The organism is Xenorhabdus sp. SGI 60 (assembly GCF_056632175.1).
Map to the genome: position 1 here is coordinate 3,755,303 of NZ_CP196860.1, position 15,663 is coordinate 3,770,965.

The 15,663-nt window shown below is 46.1% G+C and carries 12 protein-coding genes, 1 pseudogene and 1 riboswitch; of the genes and pseudogenes, 9 read left to right on the forward strand and 4 right to left on the reverse strand.

The genetic code is table 11. The features are described 5' to 3' along the window. The first annotated feature begins 67 nt into the window (after positions 1-67). From ACSJJG_RS17780 to hldE, 3 genes are all read left to right on the forward strand, one after another. Positions 68-1,036, forward strand: a complete 969-nt coding sequence (locus ACSJJG_RS17780) for a CYTH domain-containing protein (protein ID WP_481090062.1) — start codon at positions 68-70, stop codon at positions 1,034-1,036. A 43-nt stretch (positions 1,037-1,079) separates the two neighbouring features. Continuing rightward, positions 1,080-3,926, forward strand: coding sequence for a bifunctional [glutamate--ammonia ligase]-adenylyl-L-tyrosine phosphorylase/[glutamate--ammonia-ligase] adenylyltransferase (gene glnE, locus ACSJJG_RS17785; RefSeq protein ID WP_481090063.1), 2,847 nt, complete (start codon positions 1,080-1,082; stop codon positions 3,924-3,926). 85 nt (positions 3,927-4,011) lie between these two features. Next, a complete protein-coding gene (hldE, locus tag ACSJJG_RS17790; RefSeq protein ID WP_481090064.1) occupies positions 4,012-5,436 on the forward strand; it encodes a bifunctional D-glycero-beta-D-manno-heptose-7-phosphate kinase/D-glycero-beta-D-manno-heptose 1-phosphate adenylyltransferase HldE in 1,425 nt (474 codons plus the stop codon). Between the two features lie 87 nt (positions 5,437-5,523). On the opposite strand, the gene ubiK is transcribed toward hldE, so the two are convergent. Next, entirely contained in the window at positions 5,524-5,799 is a 276-nt protein-coding gene (gene ubiK / locus ACSJJG_RS17795) for a ubiquinone biosynthesis accessory factor UbiK (protein WP_481090065.1), read from the reverse strand. Between the two features lie 155 nt (positions 5,800-5,954). Further along, positions 5,955-6,141: riboswitch (FMN riboswitch) on the forward strand. A 117-nt stretch (positions 6,142-6,258) separates the two neighbouring features. Here ubiK and ribB point away from each other — a divergent pair. Together ribB and ygiD are read left to right on the forward strand one after the other, a co-directional pair. Then, positions 6,259-6,912 (forward strand): 3,4-dihydroxy-2-butanone-4-phosphate synthase, encoded by a 654-nt coding sequence (gene ribB / locus ACSJJG_RS17800; protein WP_481090066.1) that lies wholly within the window; start codon positions 6,259-6,261, stop codon positions 6,910-6,912. Positions 6,913-7,122: 210 nt separating this feature from the next. Further along, positions 7,123-7,899: a 4,5-DOPA-extradiol-dioxygenase gene (gene ygiD / locus ACSJJG_RS17805; RefSeq protein ID WP_481090067.1), complete on the forward strand. Its 777-nt coding sequence runs from the start codon at positions 7,123-7,125 to the stop codon at positions 7,897-7,899. 5 nt (positions 7,900-7,904) lie between these two features. On the opposite strand, the gene ACSJJG_RS17810 is transcribed toward ygiD, so the two are convergent. The 3 genes and pseudogenes from ACSJJG_RS17810 to tolC form a co-directional block, all read right to left on the reverse strand. Then, positions 7,905-9,065 carry a glutathionylspermidine synthase family protein gene (locus ACSJJG_RS17810; protein ID WP_481090068.1) on the reverse strand — a complete coding sequence of 387 codons (1,161 nt, stop codon included), beginning with the start codon at positions 9,063-9,065 and terminating at the stop codon, positions 7,905-7,907. 6 nt (positions 9,066-9,071) lie between these two features. Continuing rightward, a pseudogene (locus tag ACSJJG_RS17815) lies at positions 9,072-9,735 on the reverse strand (DUF1190 family protein). Between the two features lie 186 nt (positions 9,736-9,921). Beyond that, entirely contained in the window at positions 9,922-11,289 is a 1,368-nt protein-coding gene (tolC, locus tag ACSJJG_RS17820) for an outer membrane channel protein TolC (protein ID WP_481090474.1), read from the reverse strand. Between the two features lie 208 nt (positions 11,290-11,497). Between tolC and nudF the strand changes: the two genes are divergently transcribed. The 4 genes from nudF to parE all read left to right on the forward strand — a co-directional run bounded on the left by nudF (position 11,498) and on the right by parE (position 15,656). Then, complete coding sequence (nudF, locus tag ACSJJG_RS17825) at positions 11,498-12,139, forward strand: ADP-ribose diphosphatase (RefSeq protein ID WP_481090069.1); 642 nt, start codon at positions 11,498-11,500, stop codon at positions 12,137-12,139. Positions 12,140-12,236: 97 nt separating this feature from the next. Then, the gene (cpdA, locus tag ACSJJG_RS17830; RefSeq protein ID WP_481090070.1) at positions 12,237-13,079 is read left to right on the forward strand and encodes a 3',5'-cyclic-AMP phosphodiesterase; all 843 of its coding nucleotides are present in this window, start codon (positions 12,237-12,239) and stop codon (positions 13,077-13,079) included. After that, complete coding sequence (gene yqiA / locus ACSJJG_RS17835) at positions 13,079-13,687, forward strand: esterase YqiA (protein ID WP_481090071.1); 609 nt, start codon at positions 13,079-13,081, stop codon at positions 13,685-13,687. The genes cpdA and yqiA overlap by 1 nt, the downstream gene beginning before the upstream one ends. A 73-nt stretch (positions 13,688-13,760) precedes the next feature. Continuing rightward, positions 13,761-15,656 (forward strand): DNA topoisomerase IV subunit B, encoded by a 1,896-nt coding sequence (gene parE / locus ACSJJG_RS17840; RefSeq protein WP_481090072.1) that lies wholly within the window; start codon positions 13,761-13,763, stop codon positions 15,654-15,656. Positions 15,657-15,663: the final 7 nt, after the last annotated feature.

The window sequence follows — 15,663 nt, forward strand, 5'->3', positions numbered from 1 at the left end:
TTCTGTGAAAGAAAGTGTGAACAGGATTAAGAAAAAATTCTGTAATATCCATTGAGGAATAAAAAATATGAGTTCTGTAGAAATAGAATTGAAACTGTCCGTGAAGCCTGATGCGATATCGGCCGTTTGCCAGCAGTTATTTCAGTTTCCTCATGATTACACTTCACCACAACACCTGACTAATATTTATTTTGAGACGCCTGATAATCAATTGCGGCGTTGGGATATGGGGTTGCGTATCCGTGGTTTTGATGGGCACTATGAGATGACCATCAAAACCGCCGGTAAAGTGATAGGTGGGTTACACCAACGCCCTGAATTCAATATCCCTTTGTACCAACCTAAATTAGATCTGACACGGTTTCCCGACCATATCTGGCCTGAAAATACCGATCTCGCTTATCTACAGGCACAATTGACGGAATTATTCAGCACCGACTTTAACCGTGAAAAATGGCTTGTGACCTATGGAGAAAGTGAAATTGAAGTCGTGCTGGATCAGGGGACCATTTTTTCTGGCAATAAAGATTCAGGAGATCAAACTTCGCCCATTTGTGAGTTTGAACTGGAACTAAAAAATGGAAATATCATCGATATTCTGTCATTGGCAAACAGACTGGCATCACAGAATGGCCTGCGTTTAGCCAATAAAAGCAAGGCGGCACGGGGTTATGCGCTTGTTCATGGTTTGCCCCATAAGATATTGCCAAAAGTACCGAACGAGTTGGAATGGCAGCAGCCATTGTCTGTGCTTCTGCCTGAAATTTTGGCGCAATGGCAGGAGCAAGAAGAAGGATGGCTGGCGGGGTTGTCAGAAGGTAAAACGGGATTGGCGCAGGTTCTGCAATGGTTGATAAAACTGACCGAAAGACAGACAGTCGGTTTGCCGCTCTTGGGTGTATTAGCCGATTTATTGCCGGAATTAAAAGTTGTTTTATCTATGAACTATTCACAGGCAGAAACGTTGTGTTATAGCGCTTCTTGGTTGCAATGTAAGCTGGCATTAATGCAGTGGTTGCTGGCTCAATCCCAATAATTCCCTTTTTTTATTAAAAAACGGTCATAAGGAAAAACCAGTTATGCGGCCACTTTCATCACTTTTAACCGAACAATTACAGCATATTGTTGCGGATCTTCCGTCATTAGGGGAAACAATAACGCCTTTTACACCTGATGAACAGGCTGTGCTGTCATTGAGTGAATTTGTAGCAGAAAACGTGTTATCACATCCTGCATGGCTAGTGGATATTCGCCAAAATTCTCCCCAACCGGAAGAGTGGCAACATTATTCCCATTGGCTGGGACAAGCGCTGCTGGCGGTAAATGATGAAAATGGTTTGATGCGGTGTTTACGTCTTTTCCGCCATCGGATATTGGTCAGGATTGCCTGGTCGCAGGCATTGCAAAGCAGTACGACAGAACAGACATTGCAGCAATTAAGCATGTTGGCCGAAACCTTGATTATAGCCGCCCGTGATTGGCTTTATCTGCGTTGTTGTCAGGATTGGGGAACGCCTGCCAATAGTGATGGAGTAGCACAGCCGCTACTGATTTTGGGAATGGGAAAATTGGGCGGCGGGGAACTTAATTTTTCCTCTGATATTGACCTCATTTTTGTGTATCCAGAAAACGGAGTTACGCAAGGTGGGCGTCGGGAAATGGATAATTCCCAGTTCTTTACCCGATTAGGACAAAAATTAATTAAGGCACTGGATCAACAAACCGCAGACGGATTTGTTTATCGTGTCGATATGAGATTACGTCCATTTGGTGACAGTGGCCCTTTGGTGTTCAGTTTTCCGGCATTGGAAGATTATTATCAGGAACAAGGGCGTGACTGGGAGCGTTATGCTTTGGTGAAAGCACGCATTTTGGGCAATGATGATCAGGTTTATTGTCAGGAACTGCGCCAGATGTTGCGACCGTTTGTCTTCCGCCGTTATATCGATTTTAGTGCAATTCAATCCTTGCGCAATATGAAAGGCATGATTGAACGGGAGGTCCGTCGTCGGGGATTAAAAGACAATATTAAATTAGGCGCAGGCGGAATTCGTGAAATTGAGTTTATCACCCAGGTTTTTCAGCTTATCCGTGGAGGCAGGGAGCCAAGCCTGCAATCTCGTTCATTGTTGCCAACATTGAAGGCTATCGACGATTTGGCTTTATTGCCACCGGAACAGTTAAAGCAGCTTAAAGAAAGTTACCTGTTTTTACGTCGGCTTGAAAACCTGCTGCAATCTATTCATGACCAACAAACGCAAACTTTACCGGATAATGCGTTGGATCGTGCCCGTCTCTCTTGGGGCATGAATTTTGCTCATTGGGCTGAATTGATGGCAGAAACCGAGCGCAAAATGAGTGCGGTGCGAAGTATTTTCCAACAGTTGATTGGTGACGAAATAGAAGAGCCTAGTGAAGAATCCGGCCATATCCCCTTCAAAAGCTTATGGCAGGAAGCTTTGCACACAGATGAACTTATCGCATTGATTCCTCATCTTGATAAAGAAAAAGCCCGGAAAATGCTTGATGTCATGGTGCTTTTCCGTCAGGACGTCAGTAAGCGCACCATCGGCCCACGGGGAAGGGATGTGCTTGACCAGTTGATACCACGTTTGTTGGCAAAAATTGCAGCCAGGGAAGATACCGAGATCGTTTTGGCGCGGATTACTTCTTTGTTGCTCAGTGTCGTCAGTCGCACGACTTATCTGGAGCTGATACTGGAATCAGAACAGGTCATGATTCATGTTATCCGGCTCTGTGCTGCTTCTCCGATGATCGCCCGCCAGCTTGCTCGTCACCCCGTGTTGCTGGATGAGCTACTTGATCCTAAATCGCTGTATCAACCGTTACCGATAGACGCGTATCGCGATGAACTTTATCAATATCTGCTACGCATTCCAGAAGATGATGAAGAGCAATTGTTGGAGGCTTTGCGCCAATTTAAGCAGGCGCAGTTATTGCGGATCGCGGCAGAAGATATTGCGGGCGTTTTGCCTGTGATGAAGGTGAGTGATCACCTGACTTATCTGGCGGAAGCCATTATTGAGGCTGTTGTACGGCTGGCGTGGAACCAAATGGTAAAGCGCTATGGTGCACCTGCTCATTTATCCCAACAGCAGGGATTGGGCTTTGCCATTATTGGTTATGGCAAATTGGGGGGTTGGGAACTCGGTTATGGCTCTGATTTGGATCTGGTATTTTTGCTGGATTGCCCGATGGGAGTAATGACAGACGGCGCCCGCTCCATTGAGGCCCGTCAATTTTATTTGCGTCTTGCCCAACGTATCCTGCATTTGTTCAGCACCCGAACGGCGTCGGGGGTATTGTATGATGTTGATGCTCGTTTGCGGCCATCCGGTGAGTCAGGGATGTTGGTCAGTACCCTTGAAGCCTTTGATGATTACCAAAAAAATGAGGCGTGGACCTGGGAACACCAAGCACTGGTTCGTGCACGCATGGTTTTCGGTGATGAGAAAATGCGCCATGATTTTGAACGCATTCGCCGTGAAACTTTATGCCTTCCCCGTGATCCCGATCTTTTGCGCCAACAGGTGCGTGAGATGCGAGAAAAAATGCATCGGCACTTGGGCAGCCATCAACACGATCAATTTGATATCAAAGCTGACCCAGGAGGGATCACGGATATTGAATTTATTGCTCAGTATCAGGTGCTGCGTTATGCACCAGAAAAAGCCAGGCTGACCCGTTGGTCTGATAATGTACGAATTTTCGAATTAATGGCGCAGCATAATATTATGGATGAGCAGGAGGCGATGGCGCTGACACAGGCTTACATTACCATGCGTGATGAATTGCATCATTTAGCGTTACAAGCGTTATCCAGCCGGGTTTCCGTTGGACATTTCAGCCAGCAGCGAGCATTGATACGTGATAGCTGGCAAAAATGGTTAGAATATCGCTGCTGACGCAGTCGCTTTTCCTGAGTTTGCTGGCACTAAGTCTGGTTATGGTAATATCCGCAACAGTTTATTTTGATATTTGGAGCATGGGATGAAAGTAACACTCCCGGATTTTCACCGCGCAGGTGTTTTGGTTGTTGGCGATGTTATGTTAGATCGCTATTGGTATGGTCCAACTAGCCGCATTTCACCGGAAGCGCCCGTCCCGGTGGTTAAGGTTGAAACCATAGAAGAGCGTCCTGGTGGTGCGGCTAATGTCGCCATGAATATTGCTTCCTTGGGGGCGAATTCACGTCTGGTCGGCTTGACGGGCATTGATGATGCGGCACGAGCATTGAGTGAGAAACTCAGTAGTGTGAAAGTCCGTTGTGATTTTGTTTCTGTCCCAACGCATCCAACTATCACGAAACTGCGTGTCTTATCGCGTAATCAGCAATTGCTGCGTCTGGATTTTGAAGAGGGTTTCCAGAATATAGATGCCCAGCCGATGCTGGAAAAAATTCAGCAATCCTTACCGCATATTGGCGCGTTGGTACTGTCGGATTACGCTAAAGGAGCGCTAAACCAGATTCAGGCGATGATTAAGCTCGCCAATGAAGCTAATGTTCCTGTGCTTATTGATCCAAAAGGCAGTGATTTCAGCCGCTATCGTGGTGCAACATTGCTGACGCCAAATATGTCAGAGTTCGAAGCTGTTGTAGGGAGCTGCAAGGATGAAGATGAGTTAGTGCAGAAAGGCACGAAACTGGTGCAGGATTTGGCGCTGAAAGCACTGCTGATCACACGTTCTGAGCGAGGTATGAGTTTATTGCAGGTTGGGCAGGCGCCCCTGCATTTGCCGACTCAGGCACAGGAAGTCTTTGATGTCACTGGCGCAGGAGATACGGTGATAGGTGTATTGGCGACGGCATTAGCTGCGGGCAAGCCGTTAAACGAAGCCTGTTACCTTGCCAACGCGGCAGCAGGTGTGGTGGTTGGCAAATTGGGAACGTCCACTGTGTCACCGGTTGAGCTGGAAAATGCGGTGCGTGGACGCGCAGAAACCGGATTTGGCGTGATGAGTGAAGCCAAACTGAAGGAAGCTATTACGCAGGCGCGTCAGCGTGGTGAACGGATTGTCATGACGAATGGCTGTTTTGATATCCTTCATGCAGGACACGTTTCATATCTGTCTAATGCGCGTAAATTGGGGGATCGTTTGATCGTTGCCGTCAATAGTGATGCATCCACTAAGCGCCTGAAAGGGGAAACCCGCCCGGTGAATCCGCTGGAACAACGTATGATAGTGTTATCAGCGCTGGAATCTGTGGACTGGGTTGTGGCATTTGAGGAAGATACACCGCAGCGCTTAATCGCGGGTATCCTGCCAGATATTTTGGTCAAGGGTGGTGATTATAAGCCTAAAGAGATTGCCGGTAGTGAAGAAGTTTGGGCGGCAGGTGGCGAAGTTAAGGTATTAAACTTCGAAGATGGTATTTCCACAACCAATATCATCAAAACCATTAAGAGCCAGTAAGTTTGGCATTATGTGCCGTTATGCTTTTTGGCGCATAGCGGCATATTACCTCACGCAATTGTCTTCATGGCATTCTCTCTTGCCGCATTATTCAGCTTGCTGAGTTTTCTTGCCTGCTTCTTCGAGGCGAGTTTCCAATTCATTCAAGCGTTGTTCCATTGTGGCCAGTTTTTCACGGGTGCGCAACAAGACTTGTGTCTGAACATCAAATTCTTCGCGGTTAACAAGATCTAACTTGCTCAACTGGGATTGCAGAACAGCACGCAATTTTTTTTCCACATCATCGCCAAATTCTTTGACACCTTTCGGCATGGCATTGTGGAGCTGGCGAGCAATTTGTTCAATTTTCTTTGGATCGAGCATGATGATCATCCTTTGTATGATGTAATGGTGTTTCATAGCGTAACGATATTAGCAATATTTTAATACCCTATGGCGAAAGCATAAATGATTGAGAGTCAGGTTTCATATTTGATTTTGCTGATTGCTCCTGCCGATTATTAGCGCTATAGTGAAATTGTTTATCTCAGGGCAGGGTGAAAGTCCCTACCGGCGGTAACATGAAATATCGAATGATCATTTTATGCAGCCCGCGAGCGCTCTGTTTGTCATTATCCCTTTGTTGTTTTCGGGATAAAATAGAGGTCAGCAGATCCAGTGTGATTCTGGAGCCGACGGTGATAGTCCGGATGGGAGAGAATAACAGCATCAATCGAGTCTCGCGCTCGTCTGTTGTTTTTGTTGCCGTATTTTTGTGCAGCACGAACTCCTCAAAATTGCCCTGATTCTGGTAATCCATACATTTAAAGAGGTTTCTTTACCATGAATCAGACGCTACTTTCCTCATATGGAACGCCATTTGAACGTGTTGAACGTGCGCTTGCTGCTTTGCGTGCGGGTCAGGGCGTGATGGTACTGGATGACGAAAATCGTGAAAATGAAGGTGATATGATTTTCGCTGCTGAAACAATGACGGTAGAGCAAATGGCATTAACTATCCGCCACGGTAGTGGAATTGTTTGCCTGTGCTTGACCGAAGAACGCCGTCAGCAGTTAAAACTGCCCATGATGGTGGAAAATAATTCCAGCCAATATCAAACCGCTTTCACCGTCTCAATTGAAGCGGCACAAGGCGTGACAACCGGTGTGTCTGCGGCAGATCGCATCACTACGATCCAGGCTGCTATTGCAGATGACGCACAACCCAGTGATCTGAGCCGACCTGGACACGTTTTTCCTTTGCGCGCGCAATCGGGAGGGGTTTTAACCCGCCGTGGTCATACCGAAGCGACCATTGATTTGGTCAAAATGGCGGGGTTCAAACCAGCAGGCGTGTTATGTGAATTGACGAATGACGATGGTTCAATGGCTCGCGCCCCTGAAGTGATTGAATTTGCAAAACAGCATAATATGCCGGTAGTCACGATTGAAGATTTGGTGGATTACCGCTTAAAAATGGCAAAGGCAGCCAGCTAACGGGTTTTAAAAGGAATACTGGGAAGAGACACGCGCATGTACTTTGAAAGGCTACAGTCCACACCCTGTAGCCTTTCAGTATTTCTAAGACACTTCATCATTTTTGATTGACGATATTCAAGGAAGGAATGTCTTAATCCTGTCATAATTTTTTTATCATAATCCGAATTCATTATTCGAATGTTTAATTTGTTGTATAAGGGGCGGAAAATGAGTCTCCTGAGAATGCCTGCTCTATTCATTGGTCATGGTAGCCCAATGAATGCCATTGAAGATAACTGTTACTCACGCGCTTGGTTTGAACTGGGGAAGAAATTACCCAGACCAAGGGCGATTCTGGTGATTTCTGCGCACTGGTACACGAATGGTACAGCCGTTACAGCGATGTCACAGCCCAGAACTATCCACGATTTTGGTAACTTTCCCAGGGAATTACATGAAAAACAGTATCCGGCTAAAGGTTTTCCTGAACTGGCTGTATTGGTACAGGATATTCTTGAACCGATTGAGGTCGAGACTGATTTTGAAGAATGGGGATTGGATCATGGATCTTGGGGAATATTAGCAAAAATGTATCCTGATGCTGATATTTCAGTTATCCAACTGAGCATGGATCGCAATCAACCTGCTTCTTTTCATTATGAAATAGGGAAAAAATTAGCTTTACTGCGAGATGAAGGTGTCTTAATCATGGGCAGTGGGAATATTGTACATAACCTGCCGGCCGCAAAATTGGGAGCAGAACCTTTTCCCTGGGCACTCTCTTTTGAGCAGTATGTGCGTGAAAGTTTAACCAGTCTGGAAGAGCCTCATCCTCTGTTTAATGCTTTGGACAGGAAAGATGGTCAATTGTCTAACCCAACACCAGAACACTTTCTGCCATTGCTGTATGTGATGGGGACATGGGATAAAAAAGAGCCAATTTCAACGCCAGTTGAAGGGATTGAAGATGGCTCTTTAAGTATGTTATCGATTCAGATTGGTTGATTGAATCAATCCAAAATAATATGCGGGTAGAAGCGTGATAAATCTTGAGTAATCAACTCGCGGTCTTCACGGATACAGACACCCGCAGATTGATCATCCACTAACCAGCTACCGATCAGCGTATAGTTACCATCAAATTTCGGTAATGCGTGGAACTGTTGGATGATCATCCCTTCTTCTCCATAAGGACCATCCGCACTGGCGATTTCACGGCCGTTTTCAATGATGCGAATATTAGCTCCTTCGCGGGAGAACAGTGGCTTAATAACATAGCTGTTCATGTCTGAAGGACGTTCATCCGCAAAATAGGCAGGCAGTAGGTTAGGATGATTTGGGAACATTTTCCACAGCATTGGTAGCAGTGCTTTGTTGGAGATAATGCTTTTCCATGCTGGCTCCAGCCAACGGACACCAGCATCAGCCAGCTTGGTGGAAAACATCTCACGCAGCATAAATTCCCACGGATACAGCTTAAACAAGTTACTGATCACTTGATCCTGCAAGTCAGTAAACTGCCCTTTCTCACCTAACCCGATATCCTCAATAAACAGGAACTCGGTAGGAATATCGGCTTCCGCAGCACAATCCTGCAAATATTGGATGGTGCCACGATCTTCTTCAGTATCCTGACAGCAGGCCATGTGCAGCAGGCCAAACCCATGTTTTTCACGTAACTGTGCAAAACGCTCAATCAGCTTTTCTTGCAGGCTGTTGAACTGATCGGCATTTGACGGCAGATTGCCAGCATTAGTCTGGTCTTCCAGCCAGATCCACTGAAAGAAGGCCGATTCATACAGAGAGGTCGGGGTATCGGCGTTGTTTTCCAGCAATTTGGGTGGATTTTTGCCATCATAGGCTAAATCCAGACGGGAATAGAGCGAAGGCTGACTGGTTACCCATGAAGAGCGGATAAATTCCCAACAGTGTTTTGGGATCTGGAATTTGGTCAGCCACTCTTCACTATCGACCACTTTTTCCACGACCTGCAAACACATTTGGTGCAGTTCTGCCGTTACATCTTCAATTTCTTCAATTTGGTTCAGAGTGAACTGGTAATAAGCGTCTTCACTCCAGTAAGGCTGATCATACATAGTGTGAAAATTAAAACCAAACTCGGCTGCTTTTTCGCGCCAATCCGGGCGTTCGGTAATACTAATGCGTTTCATCTTTGATTAACCACCCATAGAACGGGAAAGAGCTGGCAGACGAACGCTGCATGGCAGATTGTTTCGCCACGGATTCACCGAAACCACCACGGGTAATCGTAGTTGTGGTTGCCGGTTTTGGTGCCATCGCTGTCTTTGGCACGGTCATGCTGCGACCACCTGCGGAGGCAGGGCCATAGCTTTTACCTGTTGCATCAACAAATTTGCCATTCGCTGGGCTGGAAGCCGATTGTGATGTGAACAGCGGTTGTGATGGTGCAGAGCTGCCGCCCATTAAGCGCCCCATCATATAACCTGCCATCAAAGGCATCCAGAAACTGCTGCTACTGCTTTGTGCCTGAGCTTGCTGGCCGACACCTGCCTGAGCCGGGGGTTGCGTACATTGTTGTTCACCGAATTCAGCCACACACTCTTCGCGAGTCGCATATTTTGGTGCGGTTTTTTCCGCTTCTTTCAGGGCGTTGTTGTAGGCAGTCTTGCATTGTTCGCTTTGAGAAGGATTTGCCTGGGAACACTCATCGGCATTCGTATAGAGTGATACCGTTTCATCGTTTTGTTCACAGGCAGAAAGCATAAAAACAGCACTGACAGCAAGCGCTACAGGTGTCAGGCGATAGCTTCGCCACGTTTTACGGAAAGAATCGCGGTTTATCTCTTTTGTCCGTTTCATTGTCATAGGGGCATCCATCTTGAAGGTCTTTGATTAAGATTAAGAGCCTTACCCCATTTTATTGTGCTCAATGGGAGCGGCTCTCAGGGATGTGCTAAAAAGCAACCCACGCAATCGCGGGCTGCTTTCTATTAGTATAGCGTTTTTAATATAACGTTTTTCAATTGAGAACGATAGTGCATTAATTCAGCGAACTGATGGCGTTTTCATCTCTTTAATGATACTGCTGGCAGAGGTTGAGATTTGTGTACCTAGCATCTTATTCAACTCTAGCAAATCATTTTCATTCAAAACGCCGCGCGCCTGTTTATTCTGTAACAGGGAAAGCAAGTAGTCGTAACGTGCTTTAGAGAGATTCTGTTTGGCTTGGTAAAGCTTGGTTGTCGCTTGCAATACGTCAACGATAGTTCGGGTTCCTACCTGATAGCCAGCTTCCATTGAATCCAATGAACTTTGTGTCGAGAGCACCGTCTGTTTGTTGGCTGCAACACTACTGATGGCAGCCGCAATGTTATTGGTAGAGGAATGTACTTCTTGTGTCACTTTACGATACGTATTTTCCAAATCCTGACTGGCGCTGACGAAATTATATTTCGCTTGCTCTACTTGAGAATAGGTAGCTCCACCATTGAATAGTGGTAGAGTTAAGGATAACCCAACAGAATTACCTCCTCTGTATATATCCCTCGGATTGCTCGCGCCCGCGATTATGGGTATTACTGATGTCTGTGCTAGAGACAAATCAATCGTTGGCATATAGCCTGTTTGTGATTCCTTGATCTGTTCACGACTTAAATCTTGTTTTAAACGCGCCGACAACAGGCTCAGGTTGCGGGTTTCAGCTTCTTTTAGCACTTGATCAGCAGGTTCCGGCTGTTTAGTCTTAAATTGATCAATATTTAATGCTGCCAGTTGTGGGTAGTAAGTGCCCGTAATCAGACGCAGTTTTTCCAAAGTATTGTCCAGATCGTTACGGTCAGAAACCTCTTTAGCCAGAATTGAATCATATTCGGCGCGGGCATTTTGTACGTCGGTAATGGCAACCAGTCCTACATTAAAACGCTGAGTTGTTTGATCTAATTGACGGTATAGTGAGGCTTTTTGGGCTTCACTGTATGTCAGGGCATCAATTTTATTCAGAACGTCAAAATAGGCTTGTGCAGTATCCAGAATTAATTTTTGTTGGGCTGCTTGGTAATTGATATCCGCGATGCCCGCCGTTTTCTCAGATTGATTCAGTTGGTTCCATTTCCCCATATCAAAAATAGTTTGAGTCAACTTTAGAGCAGCATTTGTGCCGTGATTTTCATCGTTTCTTGAATCGCGAAAACCTTTGTCATAAGTAAGCCCTGCACTCAGCCCCAATTGAGGCAATAAAGTGCTACGAGCTTGATTAATCTTTTCAACCACTGAATTGCGGTCAGCTTGTGCCTTAAGCAATTCAGGGTTTGTTTCTTTTGCCTGCTGATAAATCTGGAGTAAATCCGCAGCATGGCTTGAAGTACTAAAACCTACCAGATTCATAGCGATAAAAAGAGAGAGCAATTGTTTCATTTGCGTTCCTTGTTGTGCAGCTATTTGCCTCTGTATAAAAACTAATACCACAGATTCTAGCAGAGAATGCCAGCAGGGCAGGGTGGCTGTTTGTGCCATATTGCCTCATTTTTCTGCTTGTTTGTATCATCAAAACGAATTTATTTAGATCAATATGAAAAAATACCTTTTAATAATAGGAAATTTTAAAAACTAATCAGGAAGTTTTATGAGTAAAAATCTTGCCTCGCCATATACTTTTACTAAACAAGACGTCGAAGTTATTTCTCAAAAAACGCTTTATCGCGGTTTTTTTAAAATGACTGAATATCAATTCAAGCACCGCCTATTTCGCGATGGTTGGAGTGAAATCATTAAACGTGAAGTTTTTGAACGAGGTCATGCTGGCGTATTGTTGCCTTATGATCCGGTGCGTGATGAAGTTGTTTTGATTGAACAAATCCGTATTCCGGCGATTGAAACCAGTCATACGCCGTGGCTGTTGGAAGTGATTGCCGGCATGATCGAAGAGGGAGAAGGCGCTGAACAGGTCGTCCGTCGTGAAGCCGTGGAAGAAGCAGGAATTGAGGTTAAACGCTGCCAGCCTGCATTAAGTTATCTTTCCAGCCCAGGTGGTACGACAGAGCGCATGCATATCTTTGTCGGTGAAGTTGATGCCGCCACCGCGTCAGGGATTCATGGTCTGGAAGGTGAACATGAAGATATTCGCGTTCTGGTTGTGAGTCGCGATCAAGCCTATCAGTGGGTAGAAGAGGGCATTATTGATAATGCGGCTTCAGTTATTGCAATACAGTGGCTGGCATTGCACCATGAAAAACTTAGGAAAAAGTGGTTGGATCATCATTCCTAATTTATGTTGGAAAATGGGAAGTGTGCCCCAGCCAGCAGATCTTTTGCATCAAGACACGTTAAAATAATCCTTATGATCGACAGGAAAAGGAAACCCTTTGGAAAGCCTGCTTGAAGTACCTGTGGCAGAAGGCGCCACAGCCAGAATACTGCAAATTACCGACACGCACCTTTTTGCTAATAAGGGAGACTCATTGCTGGGAGTCAATACCTATCGCAGTTATCATGCTGTATTAGATAGGATTTTGCAGCAAAATCTCGATGTTGATTTGATCGTGGCGACAGGTGACCTGGTACAGGATCAGACCATCAATGCTTACCAGCATTTTGCTGAGGGCATTGCCCGTTTATCTGCACCTTGTGTTTGGTTACCCGGTAATCATGATTATCAACCTGCGATGGTTGACACGTTGGCAGCAGCAGGTATTTCACCTTCCAAGCAGATAGTTATCGGACAGCATTGGCAGTTGATTATGCTGGACAGTCAAGTGCAAGGTGTTCCTCATGGTGAATTGACGGATTATCAGCTTGAGTGGATGAAAAAATGCCTGGATGAGCACAGTGATCGCCATGCAATTATTATGCTTCACCATCACCCGATTCCGTCTGGATGCACATGGCTGGATCAGCACAGTTTGCGTAATGCTCCTGAATTATCAGAATGTTTGAAAGGAAAAACTCAGGTGAAAGCCATGCTGTGTGGGCACATCCACCAAGAAGTTGATGAAATATGGAACGGCATTCGAGTTATGGCAACACCATCAACCTGTGTGCAATTTAAGCCACATTGTACTAATTTTATGCTTGATACAGTGGCTCCGGGATGGCGTTATCTCGAACTGTCTGTGGCTGGCAATAATAAAGAAGCGAAATTGCAGACACAGGTTCACAGGCTTAAGAATAACGAGTTTTGCCCGGATTTAGATTCGGACGGGTATTAATGTCGACGTTACTCTACTTACATGGTTTCAATAGTTCCCCTCAATCAGCGAAAGCGAATGCGTTGAAAACGTGGTTACACCAACAGCACCCTGAAATTGACATGTTGGTGCCGCAATTACCCCCTTATCCTGAAGATGTGGCCATCTTACTGGAAGAACTGGTGATGGAGCACGCCGGCGAAAATATCGGGCTGGTGGGTTCTTCCCTGGGCGGTTATCTGGCTATCTGGCTTTCCCAGTGCTTTGGTTTGCCCGCTGTGGTTGTCAATCCTGCGGTACGTCCTTTCGACTTGTTTCAGAATTATCTTGGGGAAAACGTGAATCCCTATACCGAAGAGCGCTATACTCTCGAACCAAGCCATATACATGATCTCAAAGTGATGCACATTGACCCGCTGGAATCACCTGATCTTATTTGGTTATTGCAACAAACAGGGGATGAGGTGCTCGATTACCGTCAAGCCGTTGCTTACCTGATGCAGTGTCGGCAGACGGTTGAATCTGGTGGGAATCATGCTTTTATTGGCTTCGAATATTATTTCCCTCAAATCATTGACTTCTTAGGGCTAACCAGTGGCAATAGTAAAAAAATTGCCAAAAATAGGTAAACGACTGTTATTATCAACAGTATATCAATACTGATTGGCCCTCTAATAACGAAGCAACCGACAGAATTACAACATGACTCAATCTAGTTACAACGCAGAGGCCATTGAAGTCCTCAGTGGCCTGGAGCCAGTTCGCCGTCGTCCCGGAATGTATACTGATACAGCCCGCCCGAACCATTTGGCACAGGAAGTGATCGATAACAGTGTGGACGAAGCTCTGGCTGGTCACGCGAAGCATATTGAAGTAATCCTTCACAGCGATCAGTCTCTGGAAGTGATAGATGATGGCCGTGGCATGCCGGTTGATATCCATCCTGAAGAAAAAGTTTCTGCTGTTGAATTGATTTTGACCCGCCTGCATGCGGGCGGAAAGTTTTCCAATAAAAATTACCAATTCTCTGGTGGCTTGCATGGGGTTGGGATCTCAGTAGTCAACGCCCTGTCCAGACGCGTGGAAGTGACAGTTCGTCGTAACAGTCAGGTACACCAAATCGCCTTTGAAAATGGTGAGAAAGTACAAGAATTGGAAGTCATCGGCAGCTGTGGCAAACGCAATACCGGAACGAGTGTCCATTTCTGGCCAGATGAAAGCTATTTCGACATCCCCCGTTTTTCTGCCACCCGTTTGACTCATTTACTAAAAGCCAAGGCGGTACTGTGTCCGGGGGTTGAGATTGTTTTTAAGGACAAACTGAACGAGACCGAACAGAAATGGTGTTATGCCGACGGGTTGACAGATTATCTGCTAGAAGCCGTCAACGGGCTGACAACATTGCCACAAGCGCCTTTTGTCGGCACATTAAATGGAGATACTGAAGCGGTTGACTGGGCAGTGCTCTGGCTACCGGAAGGCGGGGATTTATTGACGGAAAGTTACGTCAACTTGATCCCAACGGTACAAGGCGGCACCCATGTGAACGGCTTGCGTCAAGGTTTGTTGGATGCCATGCGTGAATTCTGCGAGTTCCGCAATATATTGCCACGTGGGGTTAAACTCTCTGCCGATGATATCTGGGATCGTTGTGCTTATGTGCTATCCCTTAAAATGCAAGATCCGCAATTTGCTGGCCAAACCAAAGAGCGTCTCTCTTCCCGCCAGTCTGCGGCTTTCGTTTCCGGTGTGGTAAAAGATGCATTCAGCTTGTGGTTGAACCTGCATATTCAAGATGCAGAGCAACTCGCTGAAATGGCGATTGCCAGTGCGCAGCGTAGAATGCGGGCGGCGAAGAAAGTGGTACGCAAAAAGCTGACTAATGGCCCTGCTTTGCCGGGTAAATTGGCAGACTGTACTGCGCAAGATCTCAATATTACTGAACTGTTTTTGGTGGAAGGGGATTCCGCGGGCGGCTCGGCGAAGCAAGCTCGTGATCGTGAATTTCAGGCGATCATGCCACTGCGCGGAAAGATCCTGAACACATGGGAAGTCTCTTCGGATGAAGTGCTGGCTTCGCAGGAAGTTCATGATATCTCGGTTGCAATGGGTATCGATCCAGACAGCGAAGATCTAAGCCAACTACGCTACGGTAAAGTTTGCATACTGGCGGATGCAGACTCTGATGGATTGCACATTGCTACATTGCTGTGCGCCCTGTTTGTCCGCCACTTTCCGACATTGGTGAAACGTGGGCATGTCTACATGGCAATGCCGCCGCTGTATCGCATTGACCTCGGTAAAGAAGTACATTATGCGTTGGATGAAGGGGAAAAAAGCGCCATTCTGGATCGTTTGAGCCGCAAGCGGGGCAAGCCGAACGTTCAGCGCTTTAAAGGGTTGGGTGAAATGAACCCAATGCAGTTGCGTGAAACCACGTTAGATCCTAACACTCGCCGTCTGGTGCAATTGACTATCGACGATGAAAATTATCAAGAAACCCTCTCTGTCATGGACATGCTTCTGGCGAAGAAACGTTCAGAAGATCGCCGTAATTGGCTGCAAGAGAAGGGCGATTCCATCGATATCGAAGTTTAGCGCAAAG

Excerpts from the sequence above, each read along its gene's own strand:
- ACSJJG_RS17780 (WP_481090062.1), top strand. The coding sequence starts at position 68 with ATGAGTTCTGTAGAAATAGAATTGAAACTGTCCGTGAAGCCTGATGCG.
- glnE (WP_481090063.1), top strand. The coding sequence starts at position 1,080 with ATGCGGCCACTTTCATCACTTTTAACCGAACAATTACAGCATATTGTT.
- hldE (WP_481090064.1), top strand. The coding sequence starts at position 4,012 with ATGAAAGTAACACTCCCGGATTTTCACCGCGCAGGTGTTTTGGTTGTT.
- ubiK (WP_481090065.1), bottom strand. The coding sequence starts at position 5,799 with ATGCTCGATCCAAAGAAAATTGAACAAATTGCTCGCCAGCTCCACAAT.
- ribB (WP_481090066.1), top strand. The coding sequence starts at position 6,259 with ATGAATCAGACGCTACTTTCCTCATATGGAACGCCATTTGAACGTGTT.
- ygiD (WP_481090067.1), top strand. The coding sequence starts at position 7,123 with ATGAGTCTCCTGAGAATGCCTGCTCTATTCATTGGTCATGGTAGCCCA.
- ACSJJG_RS17810 (WP_481090068.1), bottom strand. The coding sequence starts at position 9,065 with ATGAAACGCATTAGTATTACCGAACGCCCGGATTGGCGCGAAAAAGCA.
- tolC (WP_481090474.1), bottom strand. The coding sequence starts at position 11,289 with ATGAAACAATTGCTCTCTCTTTTTATCGCTATGAATCTGGTAGGTTTT.
- nudF (WP_481090069.1), top strand. The coding sequence starts at position 11,498 with ATGAGTAAAAATCTTGCCTCGCCATATACTTTTACTAAACAAGACGTC.
- yqiA (WP_481090071.1), top strand. The coding sequence starts at position 13,079 with ATGTCGACGTTACTCTACTTACATGGTTTCAATAGTTCCCCTCAATCA.
- parE (WP_481090072.1), top strand. The coding sequence starts at position 13,761 with ATGACTCAATCTAGTTACAACGCAGAGGCCATTGAAGTCCTCAGTGGC.